This is a genomic window from Pseudomonas sp. GW821-FHT07F01 (assembly GCF_059418825.1).
The window spans coordinates 290340-316608 of record NZ_JBWKQO010000005.1 but is presented as its reverse complement, the minus strand read 5'-3'; the positions used below and the strand labels follow the sequence as shown (position 1 = coordinate 316608).

Annotated in this window: 21 protein-coding genes; 12 read left to right on the top strand and 9 right to left on the bottom strand. The window is 64.1% G+C overall.

Annotation, left to right across the window (positions count from 1 at the left end; all coding sequences use genetic code 11):
* Positions 1 to 20: 20 nt before the first annotated feature.
* The 4 genes from AC07R1_RS19790 (at position 21) to AC07R1_RS19775 (ending at position 4375) form a co-directional block, all read left to right on the top strand.
* Positions 21 to 2441, top strand: a complete 2421-nt coding sequence (locus AC07R1_RS19790; RefSeq protein ID WP_015636854.1) for a glucose/quinate/shikimate family membrane-bound PQQ-dependent dehydrogenase — start codon at positions 21 to 23, stop codon at positions 2439 to 2441.
* 397 nt (positions 2442 to 2838) lie between these two features.
* A complete protein-coding gene (locus tag AC07R1_RS19785) occupies positions 2839 to 3099 on the top strand; it encodes a hypothetical protein (RefSeq protein ID WP_015636855.1) in 261 nt (86 codons plus the stop codon).
* 229 nt (positions 3100 to 3328) lie between these two features.
* Complete coding sequence (locus AC07R1_RS19780) at positions 3329 to 3622, top strand: hypothetical protein (RefSeq protein WP_015636856.1); 294 nt, start codon at positions 3329 to 3331, stop codon at positions 3620 to 3622.
* 105 nt (positions 3623 to 3727) lie between these two features.
* Positions 3728 to 4375 carry a carboxypeptidase-like regulatory domain-containing protein gene (locus AC07R1_RS19775; protein ID WP_026019976.1) on the top strand — a complete coding sequence of 216 codons (648 nt, stop codon included), beginning with the start codon at positions 3728 to 3730 and terminating at the stop codon, positions 4373 to 4375.
* Here AC07R1_RS19775 and AC07R1_RS19770 read toward each other — a convergent pair.
* Positions 4353 to 6011 carry an ATP-binding response regulator gene (locus AC07R1_RS19770; RefSeq protein WP_492575207.1) on the bottom strand — a complete coding sequence of 553 codons (1659 nt, stop codon included), beginning with the start codon at positions 6009 to 6011 and terminating at the stop codon, positions 4353 to 4355. The genes AC07R1_RS19775 and AC07R1_RS19770 overlap by 23 nt on opposite strands.
* Positions 6012 to 6156: 145 nt before the next feature.
* Between AC07R1_RS19770 and AC07R1_RS19765 the strand changes: the two genes are divergently transcribed.
* Together AC07R1_RS19765 and AC07R1_RS19760 are read left to right on the top strand one after the other, a co-directional pair.
* Positions 6157 to 6774: a LuxR C-terminal-related transcriptional regulator gene (locus tag AC07R1_RS19765; protein ID WP_015636859.1), complete on the top strand. Its 618-nt coding sequence runs from the start codon at positions 6157 to 6159 to the stop codon at positions 6772 to 6774.
* A gap of 202 nt (positions 6775 to 6976) precedes the next feature.
* A complete protein-coding gene (locus AC07R1_RS19760; RefSeq protein ID WP_011063174.1) occupies positions 6977 to 7408 on the top strand; it encodes a hypothetical protein in 432 nt (143 codons plus the stop codon).
* A 36-nt stretch (positions 7409 to 7444) separates the two neighbouring features.
* Here the strand turns inward: AC07R1_RS19760 and AC07R1_RS19755 are convergent, their stop codons facing one another.
* Entirely contained in the window at positions 7445 to 9787 is a 2343-nt protein-coding gene (locus AC07R1_RS19755) for a putative bifunctional diguanylate cyclase/phosphodiesterase (protein ID WP_015636861.1), read from the bottom strand.
* Positions 9788 to 10245: 458 nt separating this feature from the next.
* Here AC07R1_RS19755 and lon point away from each other — a divergent pair, with 458 nt between their 5' ends.
* From lon to cmoB, 5 genes are all read left to right on the top strand, one after another.
* Complete coding sequence (gene lon, locus AC07R1_RS19750) at positions 10246 to 12666, top strand: endopeptidase La (RefSeq protein WP_011063176.1); 2421 nt, start codon at positions 10246 to 10248, stop codon at positions 12664 to 12666.
* 160 nt (positions 12667 to 12826) lie between these two features.
* Entirely contained in the window at positions 12827 to 13219 is a 393-nt protein-coding gene (locus tag AC07R1_RS19745) for a protease inhibitor I42 family protein (protein ID WP_125062137.1), read from the top strand.
* Between the two features lies 1 nt (position 13220).
* Positions 13221 to 13856 (top strand): lysoplasmalogenase, encoded by a 636-nt coding sequence (locus AC07R1_RS19740; RefSeq protein WP_011063178.1) that lies wholly within the window; start codon positions 13221 to 13223, stop codon positions 13854 to 13856.
* Positions 13857 to 14025: 169 nt separating this feature from the next.
* A complete protein-coding gene (cmoA, locus tag AC07R1_RS19735; protein ID WP_011063179.1) occupies positions 14026 to 14769 on the top strand; it encodes a carboxy-S-adenosyl-L-methionine synthase CmoA in 744 nt (247 codons plus the stop codon).
* On the top strand, positions 14766 to 15722 hold the full coding sequence (cmoB, locus tag AC07R1_RS19730; RefSeq protein WP_495110869.1) for a tRNA 5-methoxyuridine(34)/uridine 5-oxyacetic acid(34) synthase CmoB: 957 nt from the start codon (positions 14766 to 14768) through the stop codon (positions 15720 to 15722). The genes cmoA and cmoB overlap by 4 nt, the downstream gene beginning before the upstream one ends.
* Before the next feature lie 141 nt (positions 15723 to 15863).
* On the opposite strand, the gene tadA is transcribed toward cmoB, so the two are convergent.
* The 7 genes from tadA to treP all read right to left on the bottom strand — a co-directional run bounded on the left by tadA (position 15864) and on the right by treP (position 25328).
* Positions 15864 to 16352 (bottom strand): tRNA adenosine(34) deaminase TadA, encoded by a 489-nt coding sequence (gene tadA, locus AC07R1_RS19725; protein WP_011063181.1) that lies wholly within the window; start codon positions 16350 to 16352, stop codon positions 15864 to 15866.
* A complete protein-coding gene (locus tag AC07R1_RS19720) occupies positions 16352 to 17728 on the bottom strand; it encodes a multicopper oxidase family protein (protein ID WP_065365261.1) in 1377 nt (458 codons plus the stop codon). The genes tadA and AC07R1_RS19720 overlap by 1 nt, the downstream gene beginning before the upstream one ends.
* A gap of 198 nt (positions 17729 to 17926) precedes the next feature.
* A complete protein-coding gene (locus AC07R1_RS19715) occupies positions 17927 to 18217 on the bottom strand; it encodes a PTS sugar transporter subunit IIB (RefSeq protein WP_495110868.1) in 291 nt (96 codons plus the stop codon).
* Positions 18218 to 18219: 2 nt separating this feature from the next.
* Positions 18220 to 20757 (bottom strand): phosphoenolpyruvate--protein phosphotransferase, encoded by a 2538-nt coding sequence (gene ptsP / locus AC07R1_RS19710; protein ID WP_495110867.1) that lies wholly within the window; start codon positions 20755 to 20757, stop codon positions 18220 to 18222.
* Between the two features lie 60 nt (positions 20758 to 20817).
* The gene (locus AC07R1_RS19705) at positions 20818 to 22041 is read right to left on the bottom strand and encodes a maltoporin (protein WP_011063185.1); all 1224 of its coding nucleotides are present in this window, start codon (positions 22039 to 22041) and stop codon (positions 20818 to 20820) included.
* 134 nt (positions 22042 to 22175) lie between these two features.
* Entirely contained in the window at positions 22176 to 23825 is a 1650-nt protein-coding gene (gene treC / locus AC07R1_RS19700; RefSeq protein WP_495110866.1) for an alpha,alpha-phosphotrehalase, read from the bottom strand.
* Between the two features lie 60 nt (positions 23826 to 23885).
* Positions 23886 to 25328: a PTS system trehalose-specific EIIBC component gene (gene treP, locus AC07R1_RS19695; protein ID WP_011063187.1), complete on the bottom strand. Its 1443-nt coding sequence runs from the start codon at positions 25326 to 25328 to the stop codon at positions 23886 to 23888.
* A 229-nt stretch (positions 25329 to 25557) separates the two neighbouring features.
* Here treP and treR point away from each other — a divergent pair, with 229 nt between their 5' ends.
* Entirely contained in the window at positions 25558 to 26262 is a 705-nt protein-coding gene (gene treR / locus AC07R1_RS19690; protein WP_011063188.1) for a trehalose operon repressor, read from the top strand.
* Positions 26263 to 26269 lie beyond the last annotated feature (7 nt).

Sequence of the window (26269 nt, the reverse complement as noted above, 5' to 3'; positions counted from 1 at the left end):
ACGTCACGGAGAACCACACTATGAGCACTGAGGGTGCTTCAAGTCCGAGCCGCTTGCTGCCAAGCCTGCTCGGGATCTTGCTGCTGCTAATGGGCCTGGCCTTGCTGGCCGGGGGGATCAAGCTGAGCATGCTCGGCGGCTCGCTGTACTACGTTTTGGCCGGTATCGGCCTGACGTTGACCGGCCTCTTGCTGCTGGCCGGTAAACGCGCGGCGCTGGGCCTGTACGCCCTGGTACTGTTCGCCAGTACCGTCTGGTCGCTATGGGAAATCGGCCTGGACTGGTGGCAACTGGTGCCACGCCTGTCGCTGTGGTTCGCCCTCGGCGTGGTCCTGCTGCTGCCCTGGTTCCGTCGCCCGCTGCTGCGCGATGGCCCGGCCCCGCTGGGCACCGCTGCCCTGAGCGTGGCCGTGGTCCTGGCCGGTGGCGCCGCCATTGGCAGCCAGTTCACTAACCCTGGGGAAATCTCCGGTGACCTGGGCCGCGACACCGCGGACATGACCAGCACCGCGCCGGCCATCCCCGACGGTGAATGGCAGGCCTACGGCCGCACCGAGTTCGGCGATCGCTACTCGCCGCTGAAGCAGATCACCCCGGCCAACATCGGCAAGCTGCAGGAAGCCTGGCGCATCCGCACCGGCGACATGCCGACCGACAAGGACCCGGTGGAAATCACCAACCAGAACACCCCGCTGAAGGTCAACGGCAAGCTCTATGCCTGCACCGCCCACAGCAAGGTGCTGGCCCTGGACCCGGATACCGGCAAGGAAATCTGGCGCTTCGACCCGCAGATCCAGGGCCCCAACGGCGACGACTTCCGTGGCTGGGCACACATGACCTGCCGTGGCGTGTCGTACTACGACGAAGCCAACTTCAAGAACGCCGACGCCATCAGCCAGCCGGCCACCCTGTCCCCCGCGGGCCAGGCCATCGCCACCAGCTGCCCGCGTCGCCTGTTCCTGCCTACCGCCGATGCGCGCCTGATCGCCATCAACGCCGACACCGGCAAGGTCTGTGAAGACTTCGGCACCAAGGGCGCCGTGGACCTGAAGGCCGGTATCGGCCCATTCACCCCGGGCGGCTACTACTCCACCTCCCCGGCGGCCATCACCCGTAACCTGGTGATCATTGGCGGCCACGTGACCGACAACGAGTCGACCAACGAGCCGTCCGGCGTGATCCGCGCCTTCGACGTGCACGACGGCCACCTGGTGTGGAACTGGGATTCGGGCAACCCGGACGAGACCACTCCGCTGCCGGAAGGCAAGACCTATACCCGCAACTCGCCGAACATGTGGTCCCTGGCCAGCGTCGACGAGAAACTGGGCATGGTCTACCTGCCACTGGGCAACCAGATGCCTGACCAATGGGGCGGCAACCGCACCGCGGGCGCCGAGAAATTCAGCGCCGGCACCGTGGCTCTGGACATCGACACCGGCAAGCTGCGCTGGAACTACCAGTTCACCCACCACGACCTGTGGGACATGGACGTGGGCAGCCAGCCGACCCTGCTCGACATGAAGACTGCGGACGGCGTCAAGCCGGCGCTGATCCAGCCGACCAAGCAAGGCAGCCTGTACGTGCTGGACCGTCGCGATGGCACCCCGATCGTGCCGATCCGTGAAGTACCGGCCCCCACCGGCGCTGTCGAAGGCGACCACACCGCGCCAACCCAGGCCCGTTCGGACCTGAACCTGCTGCCGCCGCCACTGGACGAGAAAGCCATGTGGGGCGCGACGCCATTCGACCAGATGCTGTGCCGCATCCAGTTCAAGGAACTGCGCTATGAAGGCCAGTACACCCCGCCGTCGGTGCAGGGCAGCCTGATCTACCCGGGTAACGTGGGCGTGTTCAACTGGGGCAGCGTGTCCCTGGACCCGGTTCGCCAACTGCTATTCACCAGCCCGAACTACATGGCCTTCGTTTCCAAGCTGGTGCCGCGTGCCGAAGTGGCTGCCGGGAGCAAGCGCGAAAGCGAGACCTCGGGCGTGCAACCCAACACCGGCGCGCCTTACGCGGTGATCATGCACCCGTTCATGTCGCCGCTCGGCGTACCTTGCCAGGCTCCGGCCTGGGGCTACGTGGCCGGTATCGACCTGACCACCAACAAGGTGGTGTGGAAGCACAAGAACGGCACCAGCCGTGACAGCTCGCCAATCCCGATCGGCCTGCCGATGGGCGTGCCGAGCATGGGCGGCTCCATGGTTACCGGTGGTGGCGTGGGCTTCCTCAGCGGCACCCTGGACCAGTACATCCGCGCCTATGACGTGAAGAACGGCAAGGAGCTGTGGAAGTCCCGCCTGCCAGCGGGTGGCCAGGCCACGCCGATGAGCTACACCGGCAAGGATGGCAAGCAGTACGTGCTGGTGGTCGTGGGCGGCCACGGCTCCCTGGGCACCAAGATGGGCGACTACATCATTGCCTACAAACTGTCGGAATAAGCTTTACCGGCAGGCATGAAAAAGGCGGCTACCTTCTGGTAGCCGCCTTTTTTGTGCCGTTCGCCCTCTGCGTAGGAGCTGGCTTGCCAGCGAAGACGCGGGCCCGGGCGCTGCATGGCTTGCGGGCCTCTTCGCCGGCAAGCCGGCTCCTACAAGGGGCTTGTCATTCCATCTTGCTCGACCGGCAGCCCATCAAAGGACGGTCACCGAAAATTCCTACAACTCACGTCCCATCGCATCACCTTGCCCCTCAAGGGCTCTGCCCTTAAGGTCTGGGGGTCATTGAAAACTCAGTGACAGGGGTGTGGAAGCCCCCCATATCGTCAGGCGCGCAAAGCACCAGCAACTGCCTGACCTGTTTGTAGCCTGCACTTTGGACAAAGCCGTGGAGCAATACATGCCCCTCACCAGCAACGACTACAACATCCCCGCCCTGCTGGTGGACACCCAGGCCCCGCTGGACGCTCTCCACGAAGCCGCCGCACACCGCATCCGCGCGGCCACCCAGTTGCTGGAGAACATCGCCAGCCACGACAACCTGCAGAGCAACCCGGCCCTGCTCCAGGACTTCGCCCAGCTGTGCGTCATCCCCCTGCGCGATGGCTGCGACCTGCTGGACGTACTGGGCCGACGCCTGCAGGAACAACTGCTGACCTGACCCCGGCTCCAGGACCGGCGGCGCCTCGCCGGCCCTCTCAAGCGGCCCTGTTCGCCTGCCCAGCAGTCCCGTAATTGCAAAGCGACATTAGCCCATTTGTGCTAATCGACCCTCCCCCAACCCGGGGCTATAGTGCCGGGCAACCATCTGATCTCCCCACCGTTGCCAGCCTGCGGTGTCGGGAGCGGCTGCGCCGTTGAAAACACAACAACACCAAGGAAGATTCATCATGAAACTCCAGTCCAGCCTCCGCCCCGTTGCCCTGCTCAGCCTCCTGGCACTCGCCCTGGGCGGTTGCGCCATCGCCAAACCGAGCAACGACGACCTCAAGAACCGCGCCCAGATCACCCTTGGCAAGCCGGTTTCCACGGTTTCCAACGTGCGCAGCGACGCGTCCCAGACCTACTTCACCGCCAGCACCAGTGCCGGCGAATACAATTGCGTACTGCCCAGCGGCGGCATGGTCGCCTTCGCCACCATGGGTGGAGCGGTAGCGCTGCCGGCCGAGTGCAGCAAGCAATAAACCGCTAGCCCCTGGCCAACCAGGTTCGCCGCGACGGGCTGCACCGGTGTAGCAGCGGGACAGCGTCGGGCGAGCACCACTCCCTCCTGAAAAGGTCCTGAGTTGATGAAACCCCGTCTCTTCATGGTGACAGGCCTGGCCCTGCTCGCCTGTACCCTGATTGCCTGCGCGCCGCGCCAAGGGCGAACCCTGGACGAATACCCGCCAGTCAAGATTCCCACCGTGCAGTACCCCGACGAGCCCTTCGACACCCAGGCCGCGCGCGCCGCGCTGCAACCCGGCACCGCAACGCTCACCGGCAAGTTCTGTATCGTCGGCAATGACGGTATCGAAGACAGCCGCAACGTCGAGATCTATCTCTACCCGGCCACCCCGCACTTGCAGGCCTGGCACAAGTTGCGCGCGTCCCAACCCGAAGGCGCACCGGTGAGCATGGTCCCCGAGGCCCTGGCCGTGCACCGGGTGACCCGCACCGACGGCAACGGCATCTTCCAGTTCACGGGGCTGCAACCGGGCCGCTACTTCGTCCAGGGCCACGATATGGTGTACGGCACCAGCCGCTGGAACGAGTACGTGGGCACCGGCCAGAGCAACACCAACTACGGGCCGGTGACCACCCACTACTACACCGAGCGCAGTTCGATCTCTTCGTACTCGGGCATGCTGGATGACTTCGTCGAACTGGCCAGCGGCGAGAACAAGAAGCTGACCATGACCAACTACCCTCTGCTTATCCCGTGCCGGACCTGGTAACTGTCTCTGGCGCCGCAGCCCTGTGGGCAGGCACCAGCGGTGCCTCGCGCAGGGCTCGCAAGGTGCTGCGCAGTTCCACCGGCCGCACCGGCTTGGACAGGATGGCGATGTTGCGGTCGTGCAGGGCGGCGTGGATTTTCTCGATGTCGTGCCCGGTGATGATCAGCGCCGGCACTTCCCAGCCCCGCTGCTGACGGATGCTGTCGATGCATTCGATACCCGAGGCCCGGGTGCCCAGGTCATAGTCGGCGACGATAATGTCGCAATCGGTCAGCAGGTTCTCCCCGCTCGATTCGGCCTGGACCACGCAGCCCCAGCGCTCCAGCAGCGCCGAAGTGGCCAGCAGCACGTTACGGTCATCCTCCACCAGACAGACCCGCAGCCCGGTCAGCAAGCCGCTCTGCAACGCCTCGTCACGACCGTGCAAACGCTGTGGCGCGGCCAGTGACAGGCCGTGCAGGCTGACCGTGGTGCCGTGGTCGACCCGCGAACGAATCGTCACCTGCAGGTCAGTCATCTGCCCCAGGCGCTTGACGATGGACAGGCCCAGGCCGACGCCTTCGACGTCCTTGTCCCGTACCTGGCGAACCCGGTAGAACTCCTCGAAGATCTTCGGCAGATGCTCCTCGGCAATCCCCCGACCCTGGTCATAGATGACAATGGCCAGGCCTTGGCCACGCCGGCGCACGCCAATCAGCACCGGTCGTTCCGCGGCGTACTTGAAGCAGTTGGACAGCACGTTCTGCACCATGGTCGCCAGCAACCCCGGATCGACCCGCACCCAATGGGCGCAAGGCCGCAGCCGCAGTTCGACACCTGCCCAGCGCGCCGCCTCGGAATTCTGGCGCACCAGGTCGCGCAGCAGTTCGCCCAGGTGGACGGTTTCGTACTTGGGCTGCACTCGCCCGTTGTCCAGGGTATAGAGGTCGAGGATCGAGCGGAACAGCTGCGAGACGTTGAGCAGCGAACGATCGATGTTGTCCACCAGGCGCCGCTCATCCACCCCCAGGCTGGCTTCGCGCAGGCAGGCGGTGAACAGGCCGATGGAGTGGATCGGCTGGCGCAGGTCATGGCTGGCCTGGGCCAGGAAACGGGACTTTTCCAGGTTGGCGGCAATCGCCTCTTCCGAAGCCAGGCGGGTGCGCTTGAGCAGGATGTGGGCGTACACCGGGATCACCGTGCTGGTGATCATCAGCATCAGCACCATGTAGGGCTGGGCCTGCCAATAGGGGGTCAGCAGGTAGACCATGAACAGCGCGAACAGCGCCAGCACGGTGGCGATGGCCAGGTAGCGCGAGCCGAAACGCATGCCATTGCCCAGGTTGACCCAGACCATCACCGCATAGATCGGCAGCGCCCCCTCGCCGCCTACCACCAGGCCGTAACAGGTGCCAGTGTAGTCATAGACCATGCCCAGGATACGCCGCGCCGGGTAGTGCCCGGGCCAACGGGCAATGGCCATGCGCAGCACGATCGAACCCAGCATGAACAGGGAAATGTAGATCATCACCGGCACGTAGGGATCCACATCCTGCCCCGGCAGGAAGCCGATCACGCCAAACCAGACCAGGGCGCATCCGGCCACGATAATCCGCAGGGTGGCCTGATCGAGTTCACTGTCTTTCTCAACTTTCATGCAATCACCTCCTTGTGCAATATGCGCTGCCGTGGTCTTTTGCCGTTCGGCAAACTGGCCCATCGGACACGACCAGCGGGCAGTTACAACGCCGTGCGCCAAGTTAGCATGCCCACAGGACTGGATGTTTCAAGGAGTTTCAAACATGACATGCCGGATTATCGTCGCCGACGACCACCCGTTGTTTCGCGAAGGCATGCTGCGCACCATCCAGCGCTTGCTGCCCGATGCCGTGCTCGAAGAGGCCGGCGACCTGGCTGCGGTAATGGCCCTGGCCGAGAGCGGCGAGGAGCCGGACTCGCTGATTCTCGACCTGCGCTTTCCCGGCCTGACCTCGGTCAGCATGATTGCCGGCCTGCGCCAGCAATTGCCGCGCACCTCGATCATCGTGGTGTCGATGGTCGACAACCAGGACCTGATCGCCGAAGTCATGGCCGCCGGGGCCGACGGTTTCATCGGCAAGAGCATCAGCCCGGACGAGATCGGCCAGGCGATTCAGGCCATCCGCGAAGGCGACGTGGTGGTCAAGTACGCGCCTTCCGGCCTGCTGCTGCCCCTGGACGCCTGCGCCGAAGTGAGCCAGCTGACCACCCGGCAACAGGAAGTCCTGCGCCTGATCGCCCAGGGCAAGACCAACAAGGAAATCGCCCGAGAGCTGGATATCTCGCCGTTCACCGTGCGCATCCACGTGTCTTCCCTGCTGCATACCCTCAAGGTGCCGTCGCGCGCCGCGGCGGCGGTGAAGTTCGCCGGCACCTGGTAAACCGGGACAATCGGGGCCGCGCTATCGGGCGGCCTGCACCAGAATGCCAAGACACGGTTGGTCAGCGCGCGCCGTTAATGCTGGGAAGCCCTGCGCAAATGAGGCAGCATCGGTTCTGGCACGCCGGTATAAACGCCATGGCATTGGGCGGCACGCCAGGAACAGCGTGCTGGCGCGACCGCCCTCGCAGGAGAAAGACATCATGAGTACGGATAAGCGTGATGAGTTGTTTGAACGGTTACACCACTGGTTCGGTGACTCGGAAGCCGCCAACTGGAACGAATACACCACCGAGCAGGTGGCCAAGGGAGTCCTCCACGCCTTTACCCCGGCGCAATGGCAACGCCTTGGCGAAACCCTGCTGTCGCGCCCCGAGTACTGGCAGCACCGCTGCGCGGTGTCCCTGGGAGAGTTGCGCAGCCCGCCGGCCATCGAGCTGCTGAAACGCCTGCTGGTGGATTCGCCCTACCTGGACGTGAGGGTCATGGCGATCTATGAACTGGACTGGTCGGAAGCGGCCATCGAGCCCCGCTATGCGCCCTGCATCCTGGAAATCATGGACAACCTCAGTGAGGAAGGCATAGAGCCCGAGCTGCAAAGCCTGTTGACCAAGGCCGAGTCCGCCGCCCCCTGAGCGCGCCCCCTGGATGGCCCCTCGGCCATCCAGCTTTCAGCTCGACACCCGGGAGTTCACCAGCCAGCGCTCAAAGGCCTCGGTCGGCAACGGTCGGCTGATCAGATAGCCCTGCACCGTGTCGCAGCCCCAGCTTTCCAGCAATTTCAGGCAATGCTCATATTCCACGCCTTCGGCCACCACCTTGAGCCCCAGCTTGTGGCTCATTTCAATGGTGGAACGCACGATCACCGCATCGCCGCTGGTTTCATCCAGATTGCGGATGAACGACTGGTCGATCTTCAGTTCCTGCACCGGCAGGCGCTGCAACTGCGCCAGGGATGAATAGCCGGTACCGAAATCGTCCACCGACAGGCTGATGCCGCAGCCGCGCAAGCGTTGCAGCACGGCCAGGGCCTGCTCCGGGTCGCGCATGATGGCGCTCTCGGTGATCTCGAACACCAACTGTTCGGCTGCCACCTGATAGCCCTCAAGGTAATCGCTGACCCGTACCTCCAGGCCGTCGTCCTCCAGGTCGCTGGCCGAGATGTTCAGTGACAGGCGTACGGGCAGGGCCCGGCGGTTCCACTCCGCCAACTGGCGGATACAGGCTTCGATGACCCAGGCGGTGAGGCTGTGCATGCTGCCGGTGCGCTCGGCCAGGGGAATGAATTCCGCCGGCGAGACCACGCCGAACACCGGGTGCTGCCAGCGCAGCAGGGCTTCGGCCTGGTGCAGGTAGTCCCGGCGCAGATCGAGCTTGGGCTGGTACAACAGGAACAGCTCACCTTCGGCGGCCGCCCGGCGCAGGTCGCGGATCAGGCTGATCTGCCGCTGGTGAGCCAGGTCTCGGTCCTGCTGGTAGACCTGCAAGTAACCGGGCTTGAGCGAAGCATCATGGCGGGCGATGGCGGCGCGGCTGATCAGTTCCTCGGCGGACTTGCCGTCGGCGGGGTACACCGCCATCCCCATGCAGATCTGCCGGCGCACCTCATCGCCCTGGATCAGTTGCGGCCGGCTGAGCAGGTCATGCAGCCGGTCAGCCATGGCCATGGCCCCGTCCAGTTCGGTGTTCTCCAGCAGCAGGAGGAATTCACTGGCGGTGATCCGGGCCGCCGTATCGCCCTGGGACAATACTTCCCGCAGGCGCCGGCTGAGCTCGCCCATCATCTGGTCCAGGCCTTCTGTGCCAAAGCCCTCGTTGATCGCCCGATAGTTGTCGATGCCCAGGTAGAGCAGCACCACATTGCGCCGGGCGGCAATGGCCTTGGTCAGGCGTTCGATGGCCAGGGCCCGGTTCGGCAGCCCGGTCAGCGGATCATGCAGAGCGTTGTGGGCCAGTTGCCGTTCGCGGGTGGCAATGGCGCTCTGCATGGCGTTGAAGGCATCTGCCAGCACCCCGAACTCGTCGCTGCGCTTGATGGTTACCGGGGCCTGATAGTTACCGGCACCGATGCGTCTTGCCGCCTGGGCCAGGTCTTCCAGGGGCCGCGATACCCGCCGCGCCATCAGCAGGGCGCAGACCAGGGAGACCACCAGCGCCACCATGGCGATCCACATGAACTCCCGGTCCAGCGGGGCAAAGGCCTGCAACGCCTGCTCCAGGGGGCTTTGCAGCAAAGCCATGACCCGCGGATCGCCGGCATCCCCGGTATTGGCCAGTTGCAAGGCCTGGTTGAGGAAACGCTGGCCATGGGTCTCGCTCAACTGCGGCAGGGATTGCCACAGGGAGTCGGCCAGGACATTGATGATGGGCGACCAGAAGAACTCCGGCTGGGTGCTGAACAGCTCGCCGGGATGCTGACCATCGACCGTCAGAAACGACACTTCCAGGTTGCTCATGGAGCGCAGTTCCTGGGCAAACAGCTCATCCATGGGAAAGCCCATCACTACCCGGGCGATGGGTAGCGACTCCAGCACTTCCCCCTGGACCAGCAGATAGGGCCGGCCCTTGATTGCGACGAAGAGCATGTGGGTGTTGTGCCGCATGGCCCGGCGCAGGGCCTGGTCGTAGGGAAAGTGCTGGTCCCGGGCGATCACCGGCAGGGTGCTGGCGATGACCCGGCCCTCGGGGCTGAGCACGAACATCTCGCTGGAACGGATGCCGCCGCTATGCTGAGCCAGGGCGGCAAGGATATCCACCGGCTTGCCGCTGAGCACCGCCCGGCGAAACTCGGAATCCACCACCAGCCAGTCGACACCGTACTGCAGGTTGCGACCGCGCAAGTCCAGCAGCCGTTCGAATACCCGGGTGCCGATCTTCAGTTGCAATTGCGCCTGGCGCTCCACCGCTTGGGTGGTGGCGGTCTTGACCGCGAAATACACCGCGGCAATCAATACCAACAGCAATAGCGCCAGCACCCCGACAATCCTTGCCTGAAAGGTTCGGCGCCACTTCATAAGGCTGCTCTCAGTCGCTCCAAGTCCCAGGCGGGCCTTGAAAAGGCCGACGCGGATAACCCCTGCCGGAAGCTGAAAAATCCCTTCTTCATACCCATCCCTCTGAGAAGCTGAATGCGCGCGTCAAATAAATGCCAGCTTCATTCCGGCATTCCGGGCAATCAGATTAATCCTCAAATTACACAAGATCACGCAATAAAACAGGTGACATCGCAGTCATTTTATTGACAACCCATGTCAAACAGCCCCTTCAAGTGAGCTTGAATCCCTTCGCAAAAACCCCCAGGCATGCAGCAAGAACAGCCTAGACCGCGGCTATGCAACGCTTCTCTGCCAGGGCAAGGGGCGATGCAGCGGCATTTCCCACCGCTTCGGAAAAACGCTGAAACCAGTCCCCCATTGAAACCCGCGGCGACCTGCCCCATCTAAGCTGCATAGTCCATCGCGCAGGAGCCTCCATGAGCGACCAGCAAGAATTTCCCGAAGATCCACGTGACTACGTCGATCCGGAAAACACCGAACACCAGGCTGCCCATGGCACCGGCCTGGCCCTGCCCGGACAGAATCTGCCGGACAAGGTCTACATCATCCCGATTCACAATCGTCCCTTCTTTCCTGCGCAAGTATTGCCGGTCATCGTCAATGAAGAGCCCTGGGCCGAAACCCTGGAACTGGTGAGCAAATCCGAGCATCACTCCCTTGCCCTGTTTTTCATGGACACCCCGCAGGAGGACCCGCGGCACTTCGATACCTCCGCGCTGCCGGAGTACGGCACCCTGGTCAAGGTCCATCACGCCAGCCGTGAAAACGGCAAGCTGCAGTTCGTTGCCCAGGGCCTGACCCGGGTGCGCATCCGCACCTGGCTCAAGCACCATCGTCCGCCCTACCTGGTGGAGGTCGAGTACCCCCATCAGCCCAGCGAGCCCACCGACGAGGTCAAGGCCTACGGCATGGCGCTGATCAATGCGATCAAGGAGTTGCTGCCGCTCAACCCGCTGTACAGCGAAGAGCTGAAGAACTACCTCAACCGCTTCAGCCCCAACGATCCGTCGCCCCTGACCGACTTCGCCGCCGCCCTGACCTCCGCCACCGGCAACGAACTGCAGGAAGTGCTGGACTGCGTACCCATGCTCAAGCGCATGGAAAAAGTCCTGCCGATGCTGCGCAAGGAAGTCGAAGTGGCGCGCCTGCAGAAAGAGATTTCCGCCGAGGTCAACCGCAAGATCGGCGAGCACCAGCGCGAGTTCTTCCTCAAGGAGCAGCTCAAGGTGATCCAGCAGGAGCTGGGGTTGACCAAGGATGACCGCAGCGCCGACCTGGAGCAGTTCGAACAGCGCCTGACTGGCAAAGTGCTGCCGCCCCAGGCGCAGAAACGCATCGACGAGGAAATGAACAAGCTGTCGATCCTGGAGACCGGTTCGCCGGAATATGCGGTTACCCGCAACTACCTGGAATGGGCCACCGCCGTGCCCTGGGGCGTCTTCGGCGACGACAAGCTCGACCTCAAGCACGCGCGCAAGGTGCTGGACAAGCACCACGCCGGGCTCGACGACATCAAGAACCGGATCCTCGAATTCCTCGCGGTGGGCGCCTACAAGGGCGAGATCAGCGGCTCCATCGTGCTGCTGGTAGGCCCACCCGGTGTCGGCAAGACCAGCGTCGGCAAATCCATCGCCGAATCCCTGGGGCGGCCGTTCTACCGCTTCAGCGTCGGCGGCATGCGTGATGAAGCCGAGATCAAGGGCCACCGCCGCACCTACATCGGCGCCCAGCCGGGCAAGCTGGTGCAGGCCCTCAAGGAAGTGGAGGTGATGAACCCGGTGATCATGCTCGACGAGATCGACAAGATGGGCCAGAGCTACCAGGGCGACCCGGCCTCGGCCCTCCTGGAGACCCTGGACCCGGAGCAGAACGTCGACTTCCTCGATCATTACCTGGACCTGCGCATGGACCTGTCCAAGGTCCTGTTCGTGTGCACCGCCAACACCCTGGATTCGATTCCCGGCCCGCTGCTGGACCGTATGGAAGTGATTCGCCTGTCCGGCTACATCACCGAAGAAAAACTGGCCATCGCCAAACGCCACCTGTGGCCCAAGCAGCTGGAAAAGGCCGGTGTCGCCAAGACCAGCCTGAGCATCAGCGACAGCGCCCTGCGCACGGTGATCGATGGCTACGCCCGGGAAGCCGGGGTGCGCCAGCTGGAGAAACAACTGGGCAAGCTGGTACGCAAGGCCGTGGTCAAGCTGCTGGACGAGCCGGACGCCACGATCAAGATCGCGCCCAAGGACCTGGAGGCTTCCCTGGGCATGCCGGTGTTCCGTAACGAGCAGGTCCTGAGCGGCACCGGGGTCATCACCGGCCTGGCCTGGACCAGCATGGGCGGCGCCACCCTGCCTATCGAGGCCACGCGCATTCACACCCACAACCGCGGCTTCAAGCTCACCGGGCAACTGGGGGATGTGATGAAGGAATCGGCGGAGATCGCCTACAGCTACGTCAGCTCGCACCTCAAGCAATTCGGCGGCGACAGCAAGTTCTTCGACGAAGCCTTCGTCCACCTGCACGTTCCCGAAGGCGCCACCCCCAAGGACGGCCCCAGTGCCGGGGTGACCATGGCCAGCGCCCTGCTGTCCCTGGCGCGCAACCAGCCGCCGAAGAAAGGCGTGGCCATGACCGGCGAGCTGACCCTCACCGGCCACGTGCTGCCGATTGGCGGGGTGCGCGAGAAAGTCATCGCCGCGCGGCGCCAGAAGATCCACGAGCTGATCCTGCCGGAGCCCAACCGCGGGCATTTCGAAGAACTGCCGGACTACCTCAAGGAAGGCATCACCGTGCATTTTGCCAAGCGTTTTGCCGACGTGGCCAAAGTGCTGTTCTAACCCCTTTCGCCGCAAGCCGGCTCCTGCAGGGCCCCCCCTCGCAGGAGCCGGCTTGCCGGCGAACAGGCCATAACCGCCAACCTTTATTCCCCTCCCCACACCGCCCATCATCTTCAGTTATGCTCGCCGTTCGTCATGAATGATCGGAGCTTCCTGACCCATGCCCACACCCCGCCTTCTTGCCCTGCTCAGCCTCGCCCTGCTGACCGCTTGCGCCAGCCAGCCCAAGCAGAACGTCACCGTTGAAAACCAGAGTGAATGCCCGCTGCAACTGCACAGTGGGCAGAACCTGATCCTCACCCTGCCAAGCAACCCCACCACCGGTTATCGCTGGGCGATCCAGGATTCGGCCGGCGGCATCCTGCGCAAGGTCAGCCCCGAGGTCTACAGCAACCCCGAAGACACCGGCCTGGTGGGCAGTGGCGGGCAGTCGACCTGGCGTTTCCAGGCCTTCGCCAGCGGCCAGGGCCGGCTGCTGCTGACCTACCAGCAACCCTGGGCACCGGAAGAGGCCCCGGTGAAGGCCTTCGACTGCTCGATCACGGTGAACTGACATGGGCTGGCTGATACTGGCGCTGATGGGCGCCGCGACCTTCCTCTACGGCGTCAGCGTGCATGCCACCCTGCTCTGCCTGCTGGTCAAGCCACTGCCGGTGTTGGCCCTGCTGGGCTGGCTGCACGATGCACCGCCCGGGGACTACCGGCGCTGGATCATCATCGGCCTGCTGTTCTCGGTGCTGGGGGATGTCCTGCTGGCCTGGCCCACGGACCTGTTCGTGTTCGGTCTCGGAGCCTTCCTGGTGGCGCACCTGGCCTACCTCAAGGCCTACCTCAGTGACTGCCGGCGCCCGGCGCTGCTGCCCTTGCTGGTGGCACTGGCCATTGGCGCGGTGCTGTTGAGCATCCTGATCTCCCACGGCCTGGGGCCGTTGCTGGTGCCGGTGATCGTCTACGCCCTGACCATCAGCGCCATGCTCTGGCGCGCCCTGGCACGCCTCGGCTCAGCGGTGCCCACGCGGTCCGCGGTACTGGCAGCGCTGGGCGCCCTGAGCTTTGCCTTCTCCGACAGCCTGATCGGCATCAGCCGCTTCGTGCTGGCCTTCGACGCCGCGCCCTACCTGATCATCATTTTCTACTGGCTGGGCCAGTGGGGCATTGCCGCTTCGGCGTTCAGCCAGAAGCCGCGCTGAGCCGCCTGCGCCGGCAGGCCGGTCCCTACTCTCCGTAGGAGCCGGCTTGCCGGCGAAAGGACCACACCTTGCGTCGCCCTTGAGCCCCTGAAGGCCCTGCGGGCCTTATCGCAGCCTGCGGCAGCGGCTACAATGCCGCCCTCTTTTTATCTCCATCGCCGGAACCGCCGTGAGCAAAGAACCCGACCGCCTTTTCGCCCAGCCACTGGCCCAGGTGCCCGACTTCGCCTTCAACGAGGATGTGGTGCGGGTGTTCCCGGACATGATCAAGCGCTCGGTGCCGGGTTACCCGACCATTGTCGAGAACCTCGGGGTGCTGGCGGCGCAGTTCGCCCAGCCCAACAGCGTGCTCTACGACCTGGGCTCTTCCCTGGGGGCGGTGACCCAGGCCCTGCGCCGCCATGTGCGCACGGATGGCTGCCGGGTCATCGCGGTGGACAACTCCGCAGCCATGGTCGAACGGTGCCGGGAATACCTCAACGGCCAGGATTCGATGTTCCAGGAGCTGCTGCCGGTGCAGGTGATCGAGGGCGATATCCTGGCCCTGGAATTCCAGCCGGCCTCGGTGGTGGCGCTGAACTTCACCCTGCAGTTCATCGCCCCCGAGCAGCGTCTGGCCCTGCTGGGGCGCATCCGCCAGTCACTGCTGCCCGGTGGCGCGCTGATCCTCTCGGAGAAGCTGCGCTTCAACGATGACCAGGAACACGCCCTGCTCACCGACCTGCACATCGCCTTCAAGCGCGCCAACGGCTACAGCGAACTGGAAATCGCCCAGAAGCGCAGTGCCATCGAAAACGTCATGAAGCCCGACAGCCTCGAAGAACACCGCGAACGCCTGCTGGCTGCCGGGTTCTCGAAAGTCGTGCCGTGGTTCCAATGCCTTAACTTTGCCTCGTTGATTGCCCTGCCATGATTGATCTGTCCCCCCTCGCTCGCCGTCTGGCGGGTACGCCCCTGGCCACCTGGGCCAATGGGCTGCAAGCCCAGCTCGACGCCAAGATGGAAAAAGGCCATGGCGACCTGGAGCGCTGGCAAAGCGCCCTGGATGCATTGCCGAAGATCCAGCCCAGCGAAACCGACCTGATCAATGGCCTGCGCCTGGACACCGACTGCGACGACGCCACTCGGGCGCAGATGCGCACAGCACTGATGGGCCTGTCGCCGTGGCGCAAGGGCCCGTTCGACCTGTTCGGCGTGCACGTGGACACCGAATGGCGTTCGGACTGGAAGTGGTCGCGGGTCGCTCCGCACCTGGACCTTGAGGGCAAGCGCATCCTCGATGTCGGCTGCGGCAATGGCTACTACATGTGGCGCATGCTTGGCGCCGGCGCCCACAGCGTGATCGGCGTCGACCCCAACTGGCTGTTCTTCTGCCAGTTTCAGGCGGTGCAGCGTTACTTGTCGGAGCCTTCGGTGTGGCACCTGCCCTTCCCCTTCGAAGACCTGCCGGCCAACCTGGAAGGCTTCGACACGGTGTTTTCCATGGGGGTGTTCTACCACCGCCGTTCGCCCATCGAGCACCTGCTGGCGCTCAAGGACTGCCTGGTCAAGGGCGGTGAACTGGTGTTGGAAACCCTGGTGGTGGAAGGCGACCAGCACCAGGTGCTGGTACCGGAAGACCGCTACGCGCAGATGCGCAACGTATGGTTCCTGCCGTCCGTACCGGCCCTGGAACTGTGGCTGCGACGCGCCGGTTTCAGCGATGTGCGTTGTGTGGATGTGAGCGTGACCAGCATCGAGGAACAGCGCGGCACCGAGTGGATGAAGTATCAGTCCCTGAGCGACTTCCTGGACCCCAACGATCACAGCAAGACCATCGAGGGCCTGCCGGCGCCGATGCGCGCGGTGATTGTCGCCAAGAAATAACCCGCCTTCCCCCGCAGGAGCTGGCCGGGCGGCGTTCCGCTTGCCAGCGAAGGCGCCCGCCAGAGCGGCGCAAGGCTCAAGGGCCTCTTCGCCGGCAAGCCGGCTCCTACGGTTTTGTGTAGGCCGCGAACCGGTTTGCGATCAGCGCGCTCGACGTGCCTTGAAGAACTCGCTCAGCACCGTGCCGCACTCCTCGGCCAGCACCCCGCCCTCGTATAGCACCCGATGGTTGAGAAACCCTTGGGTGAAGAACTGCCCCTGGCTCTGCACAATGCCGGCCTTGGGTTCCAGTGCGCCGTACACCACCCGGGCAATGCGCGAATGGACGATCAGCCCGGCGCACATGCTGCAAGGTTCAAGGGTCACGTACAGGGTGCTGCCGGGCAGGCGATAGTTGCTCACCGCCTGGGCCGCTTCGCGGATCGCCACCATCTCGGCGTGGGCGCTGGGATCGCTGCCGCTGATGGGGCAGTTGTAGCCACGGCCGATGACCTGCCCATCCAGCACCAGCACCGCGCCAACCGGCACCTCGCCCAGGGCAGCGCCCTGCGCGGCCAGGGCCAGGGCTTCACGCATGAAGTCCTGGTCGCGGCTGCGGTCGATGATCGGCGCCGGGCGTATCTGGCGCATCACACCACCTCGATGGCGGCCATAAGGCCGGTTTCCATGTGGTCGATCACGTGGCAGTGGAACATCCAGACCCCCGGGTTATCCGCCACCAGGGCGACCCGGGCACGCTCGTTCTTGCCCAGCAGGTAGGTGTCGGTGAAGTAGGGGGTGATCTTCTTGCGGTTCGAGGCGATGACCTTGAAGCTCATGCCGTGCAAGTGGATCGGGTGCTGGTACTGGGTCATGTTCTTCAATTCGAAAATGTAGCTCTTGCCCTTTTTCAGGGTGGCAATCGGGCGGTCGGCGCAGGTCTTGTCGGTGATGTCCCAGGCCTGGCCGTTGATCTGCCACAGGCTAGGCGGCTTGCCATTGTCCACGTTCACCGAGACCGAGCCAACCCATTCGAAATTGAAGTTGAGCTTCTCGGCGTTGTCGAGATCCGGCTCGGCCACGGGGTTGGCCGGCAAGGCGGCGGGCCACTGGGTGGGCGCGTCGTTGTTGGCCACCGAGCGCAAAGTGCCCAGGCGCACCGGTCCGTTGCGCAGGGACAACTCCACACCGGCCGCCGGCGCCTTGATCGCCAGGCAGATGCGCATGCCCGGGCCCAGCCAGTATTCCTTGCCCAAGGGGCGCGGCTCGATGGGGTTGCCGTCCAGGGCGTAGATCTGCGCTTCGACATCCGGGATGTTGATGCGGTAGGTCAGGGTGTTGTCCAGGTTCAGCAGGCGCACCCGGGTGATCTGCCCGGCCGGCAGGTCGATCACCGCCTGGGACACACCGTTGATGGTGGACAGGCGCCCGGCCGTACCACCGCGCGCCGCCTCCCGAGGGATGCTGAAGGGCATGAACGCGCCCTCTTCATCCACGTGCCAGCTTTTCAGGCTCAGGGTGCGCTCGTACTTGAAGCCGGTGGGTTCGCGTTCTTCGATGATCAGCGGGCCCACCAGGCCGCGACCCAGTTCTTCACTGCTGTTCACATGGGGGTGATACCAGTAGCTGCCGGCATCCGGCACGCGGAACTTGTAGTCGAAGTATTCGCCGGGCAGCACCGGCAGTTGCGAGACGTAAGGCACGCCGTCCATTTCCAGGGGCAGGCGGATGCCGTGCCAGTGGATGGTGGTGGCCACCGGCAGGTGGTTGATGAAGCGTACCCGCAGCCATTCGCCCTGGCGCACCCGCAGTTCGGTACCGGGCGCTGAAGGGCCGAAGGCCCAGGCCTCGGTCTTGTGCCCAGGCACCAGCTCCACGTCCAGTGGCGCGGCGATCAGCTCGTAATCGTGCCCCGCCTCAGCGTCAGCCATCTTTCCCAGCCAATAACGCGATGCGCCGCCCACCCCCACGCCCACCACTACCAGACCGGCCAGACCACCGAGTATTTGTCGACGGGTAAAGGACATGGACTCAACTACCTCACGTATCAGCCGCGGGCCCAGGCCCGCAAAAGGCGAATACGATACACCCGCAGTTGAGAAACAGTAAGGCCGGCGCGGCGACGGGACGCAGGCGAGACGGGGAAACGATGGGTGTTTTCGAGAGTCTGCTCGCTGGCAAGCCCGTTGCTCTTGCAGGAGCCGGTTGGCCGGCGAACAGGCCCCTCAGCCCTGCAACCCCAACAGCAGGTGCACCACGCCACCGGCCAGGGGCATCACCGCCGGTACCCCCGCCACGCGCAGGGCGCTGCTGTCCAGCAGTTGCGGATCATGCAGCTCAAGGCGCAGGCGGGTCAGGGCCAGGGGTTGCTGGCTCTTGATGTTGGCGCTGCCACCCAGCGCCGCCAGCATTGCATCATTCAGAACATTGCCGTTGGCCCTGGGGGCCTTCGGCTGATCAGGGATCAGGTCCGGAGTCAGGGATTTCCAGAACGCGCGTTGCAATTTCTCGAACATTTTCAGTTCTCCAGAACCAGTGAATCGGCTGCGACTTGCTGCTTGTGCAGGTATTCACGTACCTGAACCGCGTCCTCCAGATCGATGATCCGAGCTGCCAGCGCCTGGCATTCGCTCAGATCCAGCTCGCGTACCCGGGCCTTGATGGCCGGAATCAACGGCACGCTCACCGACAGTTCGTCCACCCCCAGGCCCAGCAACAGCGGCACTGCCAGGGTTTCGGACGCCAGTGCACCACAGACTCCGACCCACTTGCCGTGGGCATGGGCGGCCTGCACCGTTCGCGCGATCAGGCGCAGCACCGACGGGTGGAAGCTGTCGGCCTGACTGGCCAGGCGCGGATGATCACGGTCCATGGCCAGGGTGTACTGGGTCAGGTCGTTGGTGCCGATGGAGAAGAAATCCACCTCCGGAGCAAAGCGGTCTGCCATCAGGGCCGCCGAAGGCACCTCGATCATGATGCCCAACTTGGGCCTTTCCGCCAGGCCCAGGGCCCGAACCTCGTCATCCAGTAGCTGCCGCGCCTGACGCAGCTCCGCCAGCTGGCTGACCATGGGCAACATGATGTGCAGGCGTGCCTGCCCGGCGCTGGAGAGAATCGCCCGGAACTGCTCCCGCAGCAGTTCGGGGCGCTCCAGGCACAGGCGGATGCCCCGCAGGCCGAGAAAGGGGTTGGCTTCACTGTCCATGGGCACATAGGCCAGGGGCTTGTCGCCGCCCACGTCCAGGGTGCGCACCACCAGATTGCGCTCAGGGCCCAGGGCCTGGGCGATGGCCCGATAGGTTTCAGCCTGCTCCTCCAGGCTGGGGGCGTGGCTGCGGTCCTGGTAGAGGAACTCCGAACGCAACAGGCCGACGCCCTCGCCTCCCAGGCTCATGGCCTGCTCGGCCTCCGCCAGAGAGGCAATGTTGGCCGTGACCTCCAGATGATGACCATCGCGGGTCACCGCCGGTTGCGCCGCCTGGGCCAGGTCCTGACGCTGGCGCAGGCGTTGCTGCTGACGCAGGGCCTCCAGTTGCTGCAAGCGTTGCGGGTCAGGGTCCGTATGCAGTTCTCCGCGATCGGCATCCAGCAACACCCGGGTGCCGTTGGCCAGGGACAGGACCCGGGGCGACAGCCCACAGATCGCCGGCAGGCCCAGGGCTCGGGCGAGAATCGCCACGTGGCTGGTGGCGCCGCCGCCGACGGTGGCAAACCCCAGCACCTTGGCCGTGTCCAGGCTGGCGGTCTGCGAGGGGGTCAGTTGCTCGGCAATCAGAATGGCCTGGTCCGGCAAGCTCACGGCATGCTCTTGCACCCCGAGAATCAGCTTGAGCACCCGTTGGCCGACGTCCGCCAGATCCACCGCGCGTTCAGCCAGCAGCGTGCTGCCCAGGCCCTTGAACAGCTCGGCGGTAACCTCGATGGCACTGTTCCAGGCAAAGGCGGCGCTCTTGCCGGCGACGATCAGGGCTTGAGCCTGCTGCAACAGGCTCGGGTCGTCGAGGAGCTCCTGGTGGGCACGGAAGATTTCCTGCTGTGCTTCACCCGGGGCATTGTCCCGCAGCTGTTGCAGGCCCCGCACCGCCTCTCGCAAGGCCCGCTCAAGGACTTCACGCTCCTGCTGCGGGTTTGCCGCCCACTCGCTTATCTGCAGGCGCTGCTCAGCCACATGGACCACCTGGCCGACCGCCGAACCCGGTGACGCACAGACACCCCGCAGAACCGTCTCCAACGACTCATCCCGCACCGCTACTGGCTCAGGACTCGGCGCCGCAGCACTGACTTTCTCGCCACAACCCGAGGCCAGCAGCTCCACCAGAACCTGGATCGCCCGCTCGGCATCCGCACCCGCAGCACTGACCTGCAAGACATCGCCCTGCACCGTCTGCAACGCCATGATCGACACCAGGGACTTGGCATTGGCCGAGTCCTGGCGCCGGTGCAGGCAGATATTCGCGGCAAAGCCCTTGGCGGCCTGGGCCAGCAACGCCGCCGGACGTGCGTGCAGCCCCTGGGGGTTGCCCAGGATCAGCGGTTTGGAAAACAGCGCCTCTGCTTCAGCGCCCTCGACCTTGGCCCCTTCCTCTGCGCAGGCGGGCTCGATCTGCAACACCGGCTGTCCCAGCTCCACCAGCAGGCTGCCGGACACCAGTCCCGTCACCGCCTCGCCACTGACCACCAGCATCAGGGTCAACAGGCTGCGCGCGTGCCGGGCCAGATAATCAGCATCGAACTCGATCAGCGGCTGGCCTGCCGAGACCTGCTGCCCCTCCTCGACCAGACAGGTGAAGCCCTTGCCCGCGAGGTTCACCGTGTCCAGCCCGATGTGCATCAGCACCTGCTGGCCCTGTTCACCGGTGATGCTCACTGCATGGCCGCTGTGCTGCAGGTTGCTGACCACCCCGGACAGAGGCGCACAGAGGGTCTGGGAAGTCGGGTCGATGCACACGCCGTCACCGATCACCCGGCTGGAAAACACCGGATCCGGAACCTGGTCCAGGGGCAGCAGCACCCCGGACAGGGGCGCGAGCAATTGCAAGGGTTGGGTTATGGCCATGACGTCACCTGCTAATGATTCCTTGAAGTGCCGATGGAGCGCGAGCCCCGACAGCATCGCTTATTTCCACCAGTACTCGACCTGCAAACCGACGTTCGCCCCGTGTCGGGCAGTGCCGAAGACACCACTGTCGGACAGCGCGGAGCCGGCCGCCAGTTCGTTGGCCGCGCGTTTGGCGGCCTCGTTCCAACTGGCATAGGTGTAATACAGGCGCACCTCGGGCCGCGCCCAGAACTCCGGCCCCTTGGGTGACCAGGTGGGCGCGAAGGTGAACTTGCTGAGTTTGCGGGTGCCCCCGGGCGCCTCCACCTGATCATGACCAAACTCGGTCACCAGCTTGAACTGTTCGGTGATGGCATAGGCCGGGCGCACACCCAGGGAGATCCAGTTCTGGTCCTGGCCGTCGGGGCGAATGTCCTTCTGATAGACCGCCTCTACCTGGCCGCCGAAGCGCGGGGTGACCTGCCAATCGAAGAACTCCACCAGGCGATAGCTCTTGTTGCCGTCATCCAGGTAGGGATTGCCGGTGTAGCCCAGGCCGGTACCGGGCCCCTCACCGTATTGCAGGGCCAGTTTGTTCTTGCCGCCGAAGAAGTCTTTCTGCACATGCTGGGTGGTGATCGCCCAGCCATTGTGGGCACCACGGCGATCGGGCTTTTCCAGGTAACTCAGGCCCAGCTCCAGCTCGCCGCCGGGGTTGGTCTGGAAGCCGGCAACGTTGAAGTCGTGACGGCTCACGGCCTGCTTCTGGTAGAGGTTGTCCTTGCGGGAAAAGGCGTAGCTGTATTTCAGATCGCCGATGCGCACGTCCTCGACCCCGCCGCCGGTGGCGCTCTGGTTCCAGTAGTAGAAGTCGGAAATATGGATGTCGTTACGCTTGTAGTAACGGCGCCCGGCCCACAGCGAGCCGCCATTGAGGCTGGGCAGGTTCGACCACTGGGCGTACATCTGCGGCATGCGCGCCGAGCCGTTCTCGCCCTGGAAGGTCAGGTTGCGGTCGTAGCGGTTGTAGAGCGAGGCCATGCCGTCGACGCTGAGTACCGAACCGTCCTCCAGGGTGTACAGGTCCTGGCGCAGCTCAAGCTCGGCGTACTGCTCGCACTCGTTGCCCAGGCGGTACTTGGAGGGCGCGCCGGGTAGCTGAAAGCAGGACTGCGGGCCGCTGTTGACCGAAGTGCCAAGGCCGCTGCGCAGGTAGCCGGCGAACTCCAGGGCCTGGGCCGGAAAGGGCAATGCCAGGCACAGGCAGGACGCCGCCAGGCCGCGATTTATTGTTGTTTTCATAAGCCACCCCATTATTTTTATTGTGATATTTCGATCCGCAGAAGCCGGCTTGCCGACGAACGAAGCCCTGCGCTGTATCTGCAACAGCGCATTCACGGCAGACGCAAACCGCCCGGCAGCTTCTGCGAGGATTGTCAGCAGTCGGTCAGGTGCAGGACGAAGGACTCATAGGGCCGCAGCCGCAAATGCCGGCTGCGGGCGCCATCCCCCGGGTAGTTGCTGATCAGCAGACGCTGCTGCATGCCCGGCTCGATGACCTCCTGCGGCAATTCAACCTCGCACGGCGAACCGTAGAAGTTGTTCACCACCAGCAGTCGCTCGCCCTGCCCTTCCCGCACGTAGGCCCAGACCTGCGGATGCTCGGGCAGCAATTGGCGATAGACGCCGTGCTGGATCAAACCCTGCTCACGGCGCAACGCGATCAATTGGCGATAGTGGTGCAGCACTGATTGCGGGTCGTCGAGCTGTGCCTGGACATTGATCTGGCCAGCGTTGGCCGCAACCTCGATCCAGGGGGTGCCGCTGCTGAAACCGGCATTGGCCCCGGCATTCCACTGCATTGGCGTACGCCCGTTGTCCCGGGACTTCTGCTGGATCGCCGCCATGATGGCCTGCGGCTCTTCACCGGCCTCGCGCTTGAGGCGGTAGATGTTCAGGGTCTCGACGTCGCGATACTGCTCGATGCGCTGGAAATGCGGATTGGTCATGCCCAGCTCTTCGCCCTGATAGACAAAGGGCGTGCCCTGCAGCAGGTGCAATGCGGTGGCCAGCATCTTCGCCGACACCACACGGTGTTCGCCGTCGTCGCCAAAGCGCGATACCACCCGGGGCTGATCGTGGTTACACCAGAACAGCGCATTCCAGCCGCCACCGGCCTGCATGCCGCACTGCCAGTCGGACAGGATGCGCTTGAGCTCGAGGAAGTCGAAATCGGCTCGCAGCCACTTCTGCTGATTGGGGTAATCCACCTTCAGGTGATGGAAGTTGAAGGTCATGGACAGCTCCTTCGACTCCGGGTTCGAGTAGCGGATGCAGTGTTCCAGGCGGGTGGACGACATCTCGCCGACATTCACCAGGTCATGGCCGGCGAACACTTCCCGATGCATTTCCTGCAAGTACTCATGAACGTTCGGGCCATCGGTATAGAAGCGCCGGCCATCGCTCTGGTCCTCGGGGAAGTCCGCAGGCTTGGAGATGAGGTTGATCACGTCGAGGCGAAAGCCGCCGACGCCCTTGTCCCGCCAGAAGCGCATCATCTTGAAGACTTCGGCGCGCACCCGTGGGTTGTCCCAGTTGAGGTCGGCCTGGGTGTGGTCGAACAGGTGCAGGTAGTACTGGCCGGTCTGCGCTTCGTATTCCCAGGCCGAGCCGCCGAACTTGGACTCCCAGTTGTTGGGCTCATCGCGCCAGATGTAGAAGTCCCGGTAGGGGTTGTCCAGGCTGCTGCGGGCCTGCTGGAACCAGGCGTGCTCGATGGAGGTGTGGTTGACCACGATGTCCAGCATCAGCTTGATCCCGCGCTTGCCGGCCTCGGCGATCAGCAACTCGCAGTCGGCCATGCTGCCGTAGCTGGGGTCGATGGCGTAGTAGTCGCTGATGTCATAGCCGTTGTCGCGTTGCGGCGAACGCAGGAACGGGGTCAGCCACAGGCAATCGACCCCCAGCCAGTGCAGGTAGTCGAGCTTGTCCACCACTCCCAGCAGGTCGCCGGTGGCCTGCCCTTGGTGGCTGTGAAAACTTTTCGGGTAGATCTGGTAGATCACCGAACGCTGCCAGTCTTGCATGGGGGAATCCTTTGGAAAGTGCGAGGGCATTCGCCGGCGAGCCGGCTCCTGCAGGGCCGGTCAGGCCACTCGGTAGCCGGGACGGATGATCTTCAGGCTCAGGCCGCAGGTCAGGACGAAAGGCACCACCAGGGCGACGACCATGCCGATCACGAACATCGGGATGTATTGCGGAATGATCGAGATGAACCCCGGCAGCCCACCGACGCCGATAGCCGAGGCCTGGACCTTGTTCAGCGAGAGGAAGATGCTGCCCAGGGCCGAACCGATCAGCGCGGCATAGAACGGAAACTTGTAGCGCAGGTTGACGCCGAACATCGCCGGCTCGGTGATGCCGAAATAGGCCGAGATCGCCGAGGTCGAAGCCATGCTGCGGTCCCGGGCATTGCGGCTCATGGTGAACACCGCCAGGGCCGCGCTGCCCTGGGCCAGGTTGGACATGACGATCATGGGCCAGATAAAGGTGCCGCCCTGGGTGGAGATCAGTTGCAGATCGACCGCCAGGAACATGTGGTGCATGCCGGTGATCACCAGCGGCGCATAGAGCAGGCCAAAGATCGCCCCACCCACCACCGGCGCCAGGTCGAACAGGGTGACCACGCCTTCGGTGATCAGGATCCCCAGATGGCGGGTCACCGGGCCGATGATCGCCAGGGCCAGCACCCCGGTGACCACGATGGTGGTGATGGGCACCACCAGCAGGGTAATGGCGTTGGGCACCCGGGCCCGCAGCCATTTTTCGATCACGCTCATCACATAGGCTGCCAGCAGGATCGGCAGGATCTGCCCCTGGTAGCCGACCTTCTCGATCTGGAACAGGCCGAGGATGTCGAAGTACGGCAGGCTCTGGCCATCCAGCCCGGCCACGGCCTTGCCGTAGTTCCAGGCGTTGAGCAGATCCGGGTGCACCAGCATCAGCCCCAGGACGATGCCGAGGATCTCGCTGCCGCCGAAGCGCTTGGCCGCCGACCAGCCCACCAGGGCCGGCAGGAACACGAAGGAAGTGTTGGCCATCAGGTTGATCAGGCTCCACAGCCCGTCCAGGCCCGGATAGGCCTCGAGCAGGGTCTGGCCCTCGATGAACATGCCCTTGGCACCCAGCAGGTTGTTCACCCCCATCAGCAGGCCGGCGATGATCAGGGCCGGCAGGATAGGCATGAACACATCGGAGAACACCCGCACCAGGCGCTGCATGGCGTGGGTCTTCTGCGCGCCCTTGTCCTTCACATCGGCAATGGTCGAGGCCGCAAGGCCAGTCTGCTCACGCAGCGCCGCATAGACCTTTTCCACTTCGCCGGGGCCGATCACGACCTGGAACAGGCCGCCGGTGAAGAACGATCCCTTGACCAGGTCGATCTGGTTGAGCGTGGCGCTGTCGACCCGGCTCGGGTCCTTCAGGGCCAGGCGCAGGCGGGTCACGCAATGGGCAGCCTGCTCGAGGTTGTCGGCGCCACCGAGGCTGTGCAGCAACTCGCTGGCGATCGTTGAATAGTCGTGGCTCATGCTCGTTCTTCCACCTGAGATTTTTGTTATTGGCAGCACGCCGAGGAGGAAACTACTCGTCTGTACGAGTTAAATCAACAACTCGTACAGACGAGTTTGGATTTTTCTTCGAGCCAACGCTCGAAATGTGCTTTTCCGAGCCGACTCCGGCCTGCCAGGTACATGGACAAATACCCCGCGCAGCCCTTAAGGTGCCTGCCTTGAGCACAGCGCGGCACAGAGCCATCCCATGAGCAAATACAACCAGATCTACAGCGATCTGCTTGCCAGCATCACCACCGAACGTCTGGAGCGTGGCGCCCGCCTGCCTTCGGAAAGCGAACTGATGGACAGCTACCAGGCCAGCCGCGGCACCGTGCGCAAGGCCATCGAACTGCTGCAGGAGCGCGGCTTCGCGCAGAAGATCCACGGCAAGGGCACCTTCGTGCTCTCGCCCAATCCCATCGAGTTCCAACTGGGCGGCATCGTCAGCTTCCAGGAAACCTATCCAGGCCTGGGGGATGACGTCAGCACCGAGGTGGTGGAGTTCAGCCAGTTTCCTCTCGAAGGCCCGCTGCGGGCCCATCTGCAAGCCGAAGAAGGCAGCCTGATCACCCGGATCAAGCGGGTCAGGCGCATTGACGGCAAACGGGTGATTCTCGACATCAACCACTTTGTCGCCGATCTGATTCCAGGGCTGGACCGGCAGATCGCCGAGCAGTCGATCTATGCCTACATCGAACAAACCCTGCAATTGAGCATCAGCTACGCCCAACGCACCATCGAGGCCAGCCCGCGGAGCAAGGACGACCAGCAGTTGCTCGACCTGGACGGCCAGAGCCACGTGATCGTGGTGAGCAACCAGACCTTTCTCCAGGACGGGCGCCAGTTCGAGTACACCGAATCACGGCACACCCTGGACAAGTTCTACTTCTCCGACGTGGCGCGGCGCTAAGCCCCAC

Excerpts from the sequence above, each read along its gene's own strand:
- AC07R1_RS19790 (WP_015636854.1), top strand. The coding sequence starts at position 21 with ATGAGCACTGAGGGTGCTTCAAGTCCGAGCCGCTTGCTGCCAAGCCTG.
- AC07R1_RS19785 (WP_015636855.1), top strand. The coding sequence starts at position 2,839 with ATGCCCCTCACCAGCAACGACTACAACATCCCCGCCCTGCTGGTGGAC.
- AC07R1_RS19780 (WP_015636856.1), top strand. The coding sequence starts at position 3,329 with ATGAAACTCCAGTCCAGCCTCCGCCCCGTTGCCCTGCTCAGCCTCCTG.
- AC07R1_RS19775 (WP_026019976.1), top strand. The coding sequence starts at position 3,728 with ATGAAACCCCGTCTCTTCATGGTGACAGGCCTGGCCCTGCTCGCCTGT.
- AC07R1_RS19770 (WP_492575207.1), bottom strand. The coding sequence starts at position 6,011 with ATGAAAGTTGAGAAAGACAGTGAACTCGATCAGGCCACCCTGCGGATT.
- AC07R1_RS19765 (WP_015636859.1), top strand. The coding sequence starts at position 6,157 with ATGACATGCCGGATTATCGTCGCCGACGACCACCCGTTGTTTCGCGAA.
- AC07R1_RS19760 (WP_011063174.1), top strand. The coding sequence starts at position 6,977 with ATGAGTACGGATAAGCGTGATGAGTTGTTTGAACGGTTACACCACTGG.
- AC07R1_RS19755 (WP_015636861.1), bottom strand. The coding sequence starts at position 9,787 with ATGAAGTGGCGCCGAACCTTTCAGGCAAGGATTGTCGGGGTGCTGGCG.
- lon (WP_011063176.1), top strand. The coding sequence starts at position 10,246 with ATGAGCGACCAGCAAGAATTTCCCGAAGATCCACGTGACTACGTCGAT.
- AC07R1_RS19745 (WP_125062137.1), top strand. The coding sequence starts at position 12,827 with ATGCCCACACCCCGCCTTCTTGCCCTGCTCAGCCTCGCCCTGCTGACC.
- AC07R1_RS19740 (WP_011063178.1), top strand. The coding sequence starts at position 13,221 with ATGGGCTGGCTGATACTGGCGCTGATGGGCGCCGCGACCTTCCTCTAC.
- cmoB (WP_495110869.1), top strand. The coding sequence starts at position 14,766 with ATGATTGATCTGTCCCCCCTCGCTCGCCGTCTGGCGGGTACGCCCCTG.
- tadA (WP_011063181.1), bottom strand. The coding sequence starts at position 16,352 with ATGCGCCAGATACGCCCGGCGCCGATCATCGACCGCAGCCGCGACCAG.
- AC07R1_RS19720 (WP_065365261.1), bottom strand. The coding sequence starts at position 17,728 with ATGTCCTTTACCCGTCGACAAATACTCGGTGGTCTGGCCGGTCTGGTA.
- AC07R1_RS19715 (WP_495110868.1), bottom strand. The coding sequence starts at position 18,217 with ATGTTCGAGAAATTGCAACGCGCGTTCTGGAAATCCCTGACTCCGGAC.
- ptsP (WP_495110867.1), bottom strand. The coding sequence starts at position 20,757 with ATGGCCATAACCCAACCCTTGCAATTGCTCGCGCCCCTGTCCGGGGTG.
- AC07R1_RS19705 (WP_011063185.1), bottom strand. The coding sequence starts at position 22,041 with ATGAAAACAACAATAAATCGCGGCCTGGCGGCGTCCTGCCTGTGCCTG.
- treC (WP_495110866.1), bottom strand. The coding sequence starts at position 23,825 with ATGCAAGACTGGCAGCGTTCGGTGATCTACCAGATCTACCCGAAAAGT.
- treP (WP_011063187.1), bottom strand. The coding sequence starts at position 25,328 with ATGAGCCACGACTATTCAACGATCGCCAGCGAGTTGCTGCACAGCCTC.
- treR (WP_011063188.1), top strand. The coding sequence starts at position 25,558 with ATGAGCAAATACAACCAGATCTACAGCGATCTGCTTGCCAGCATCACC.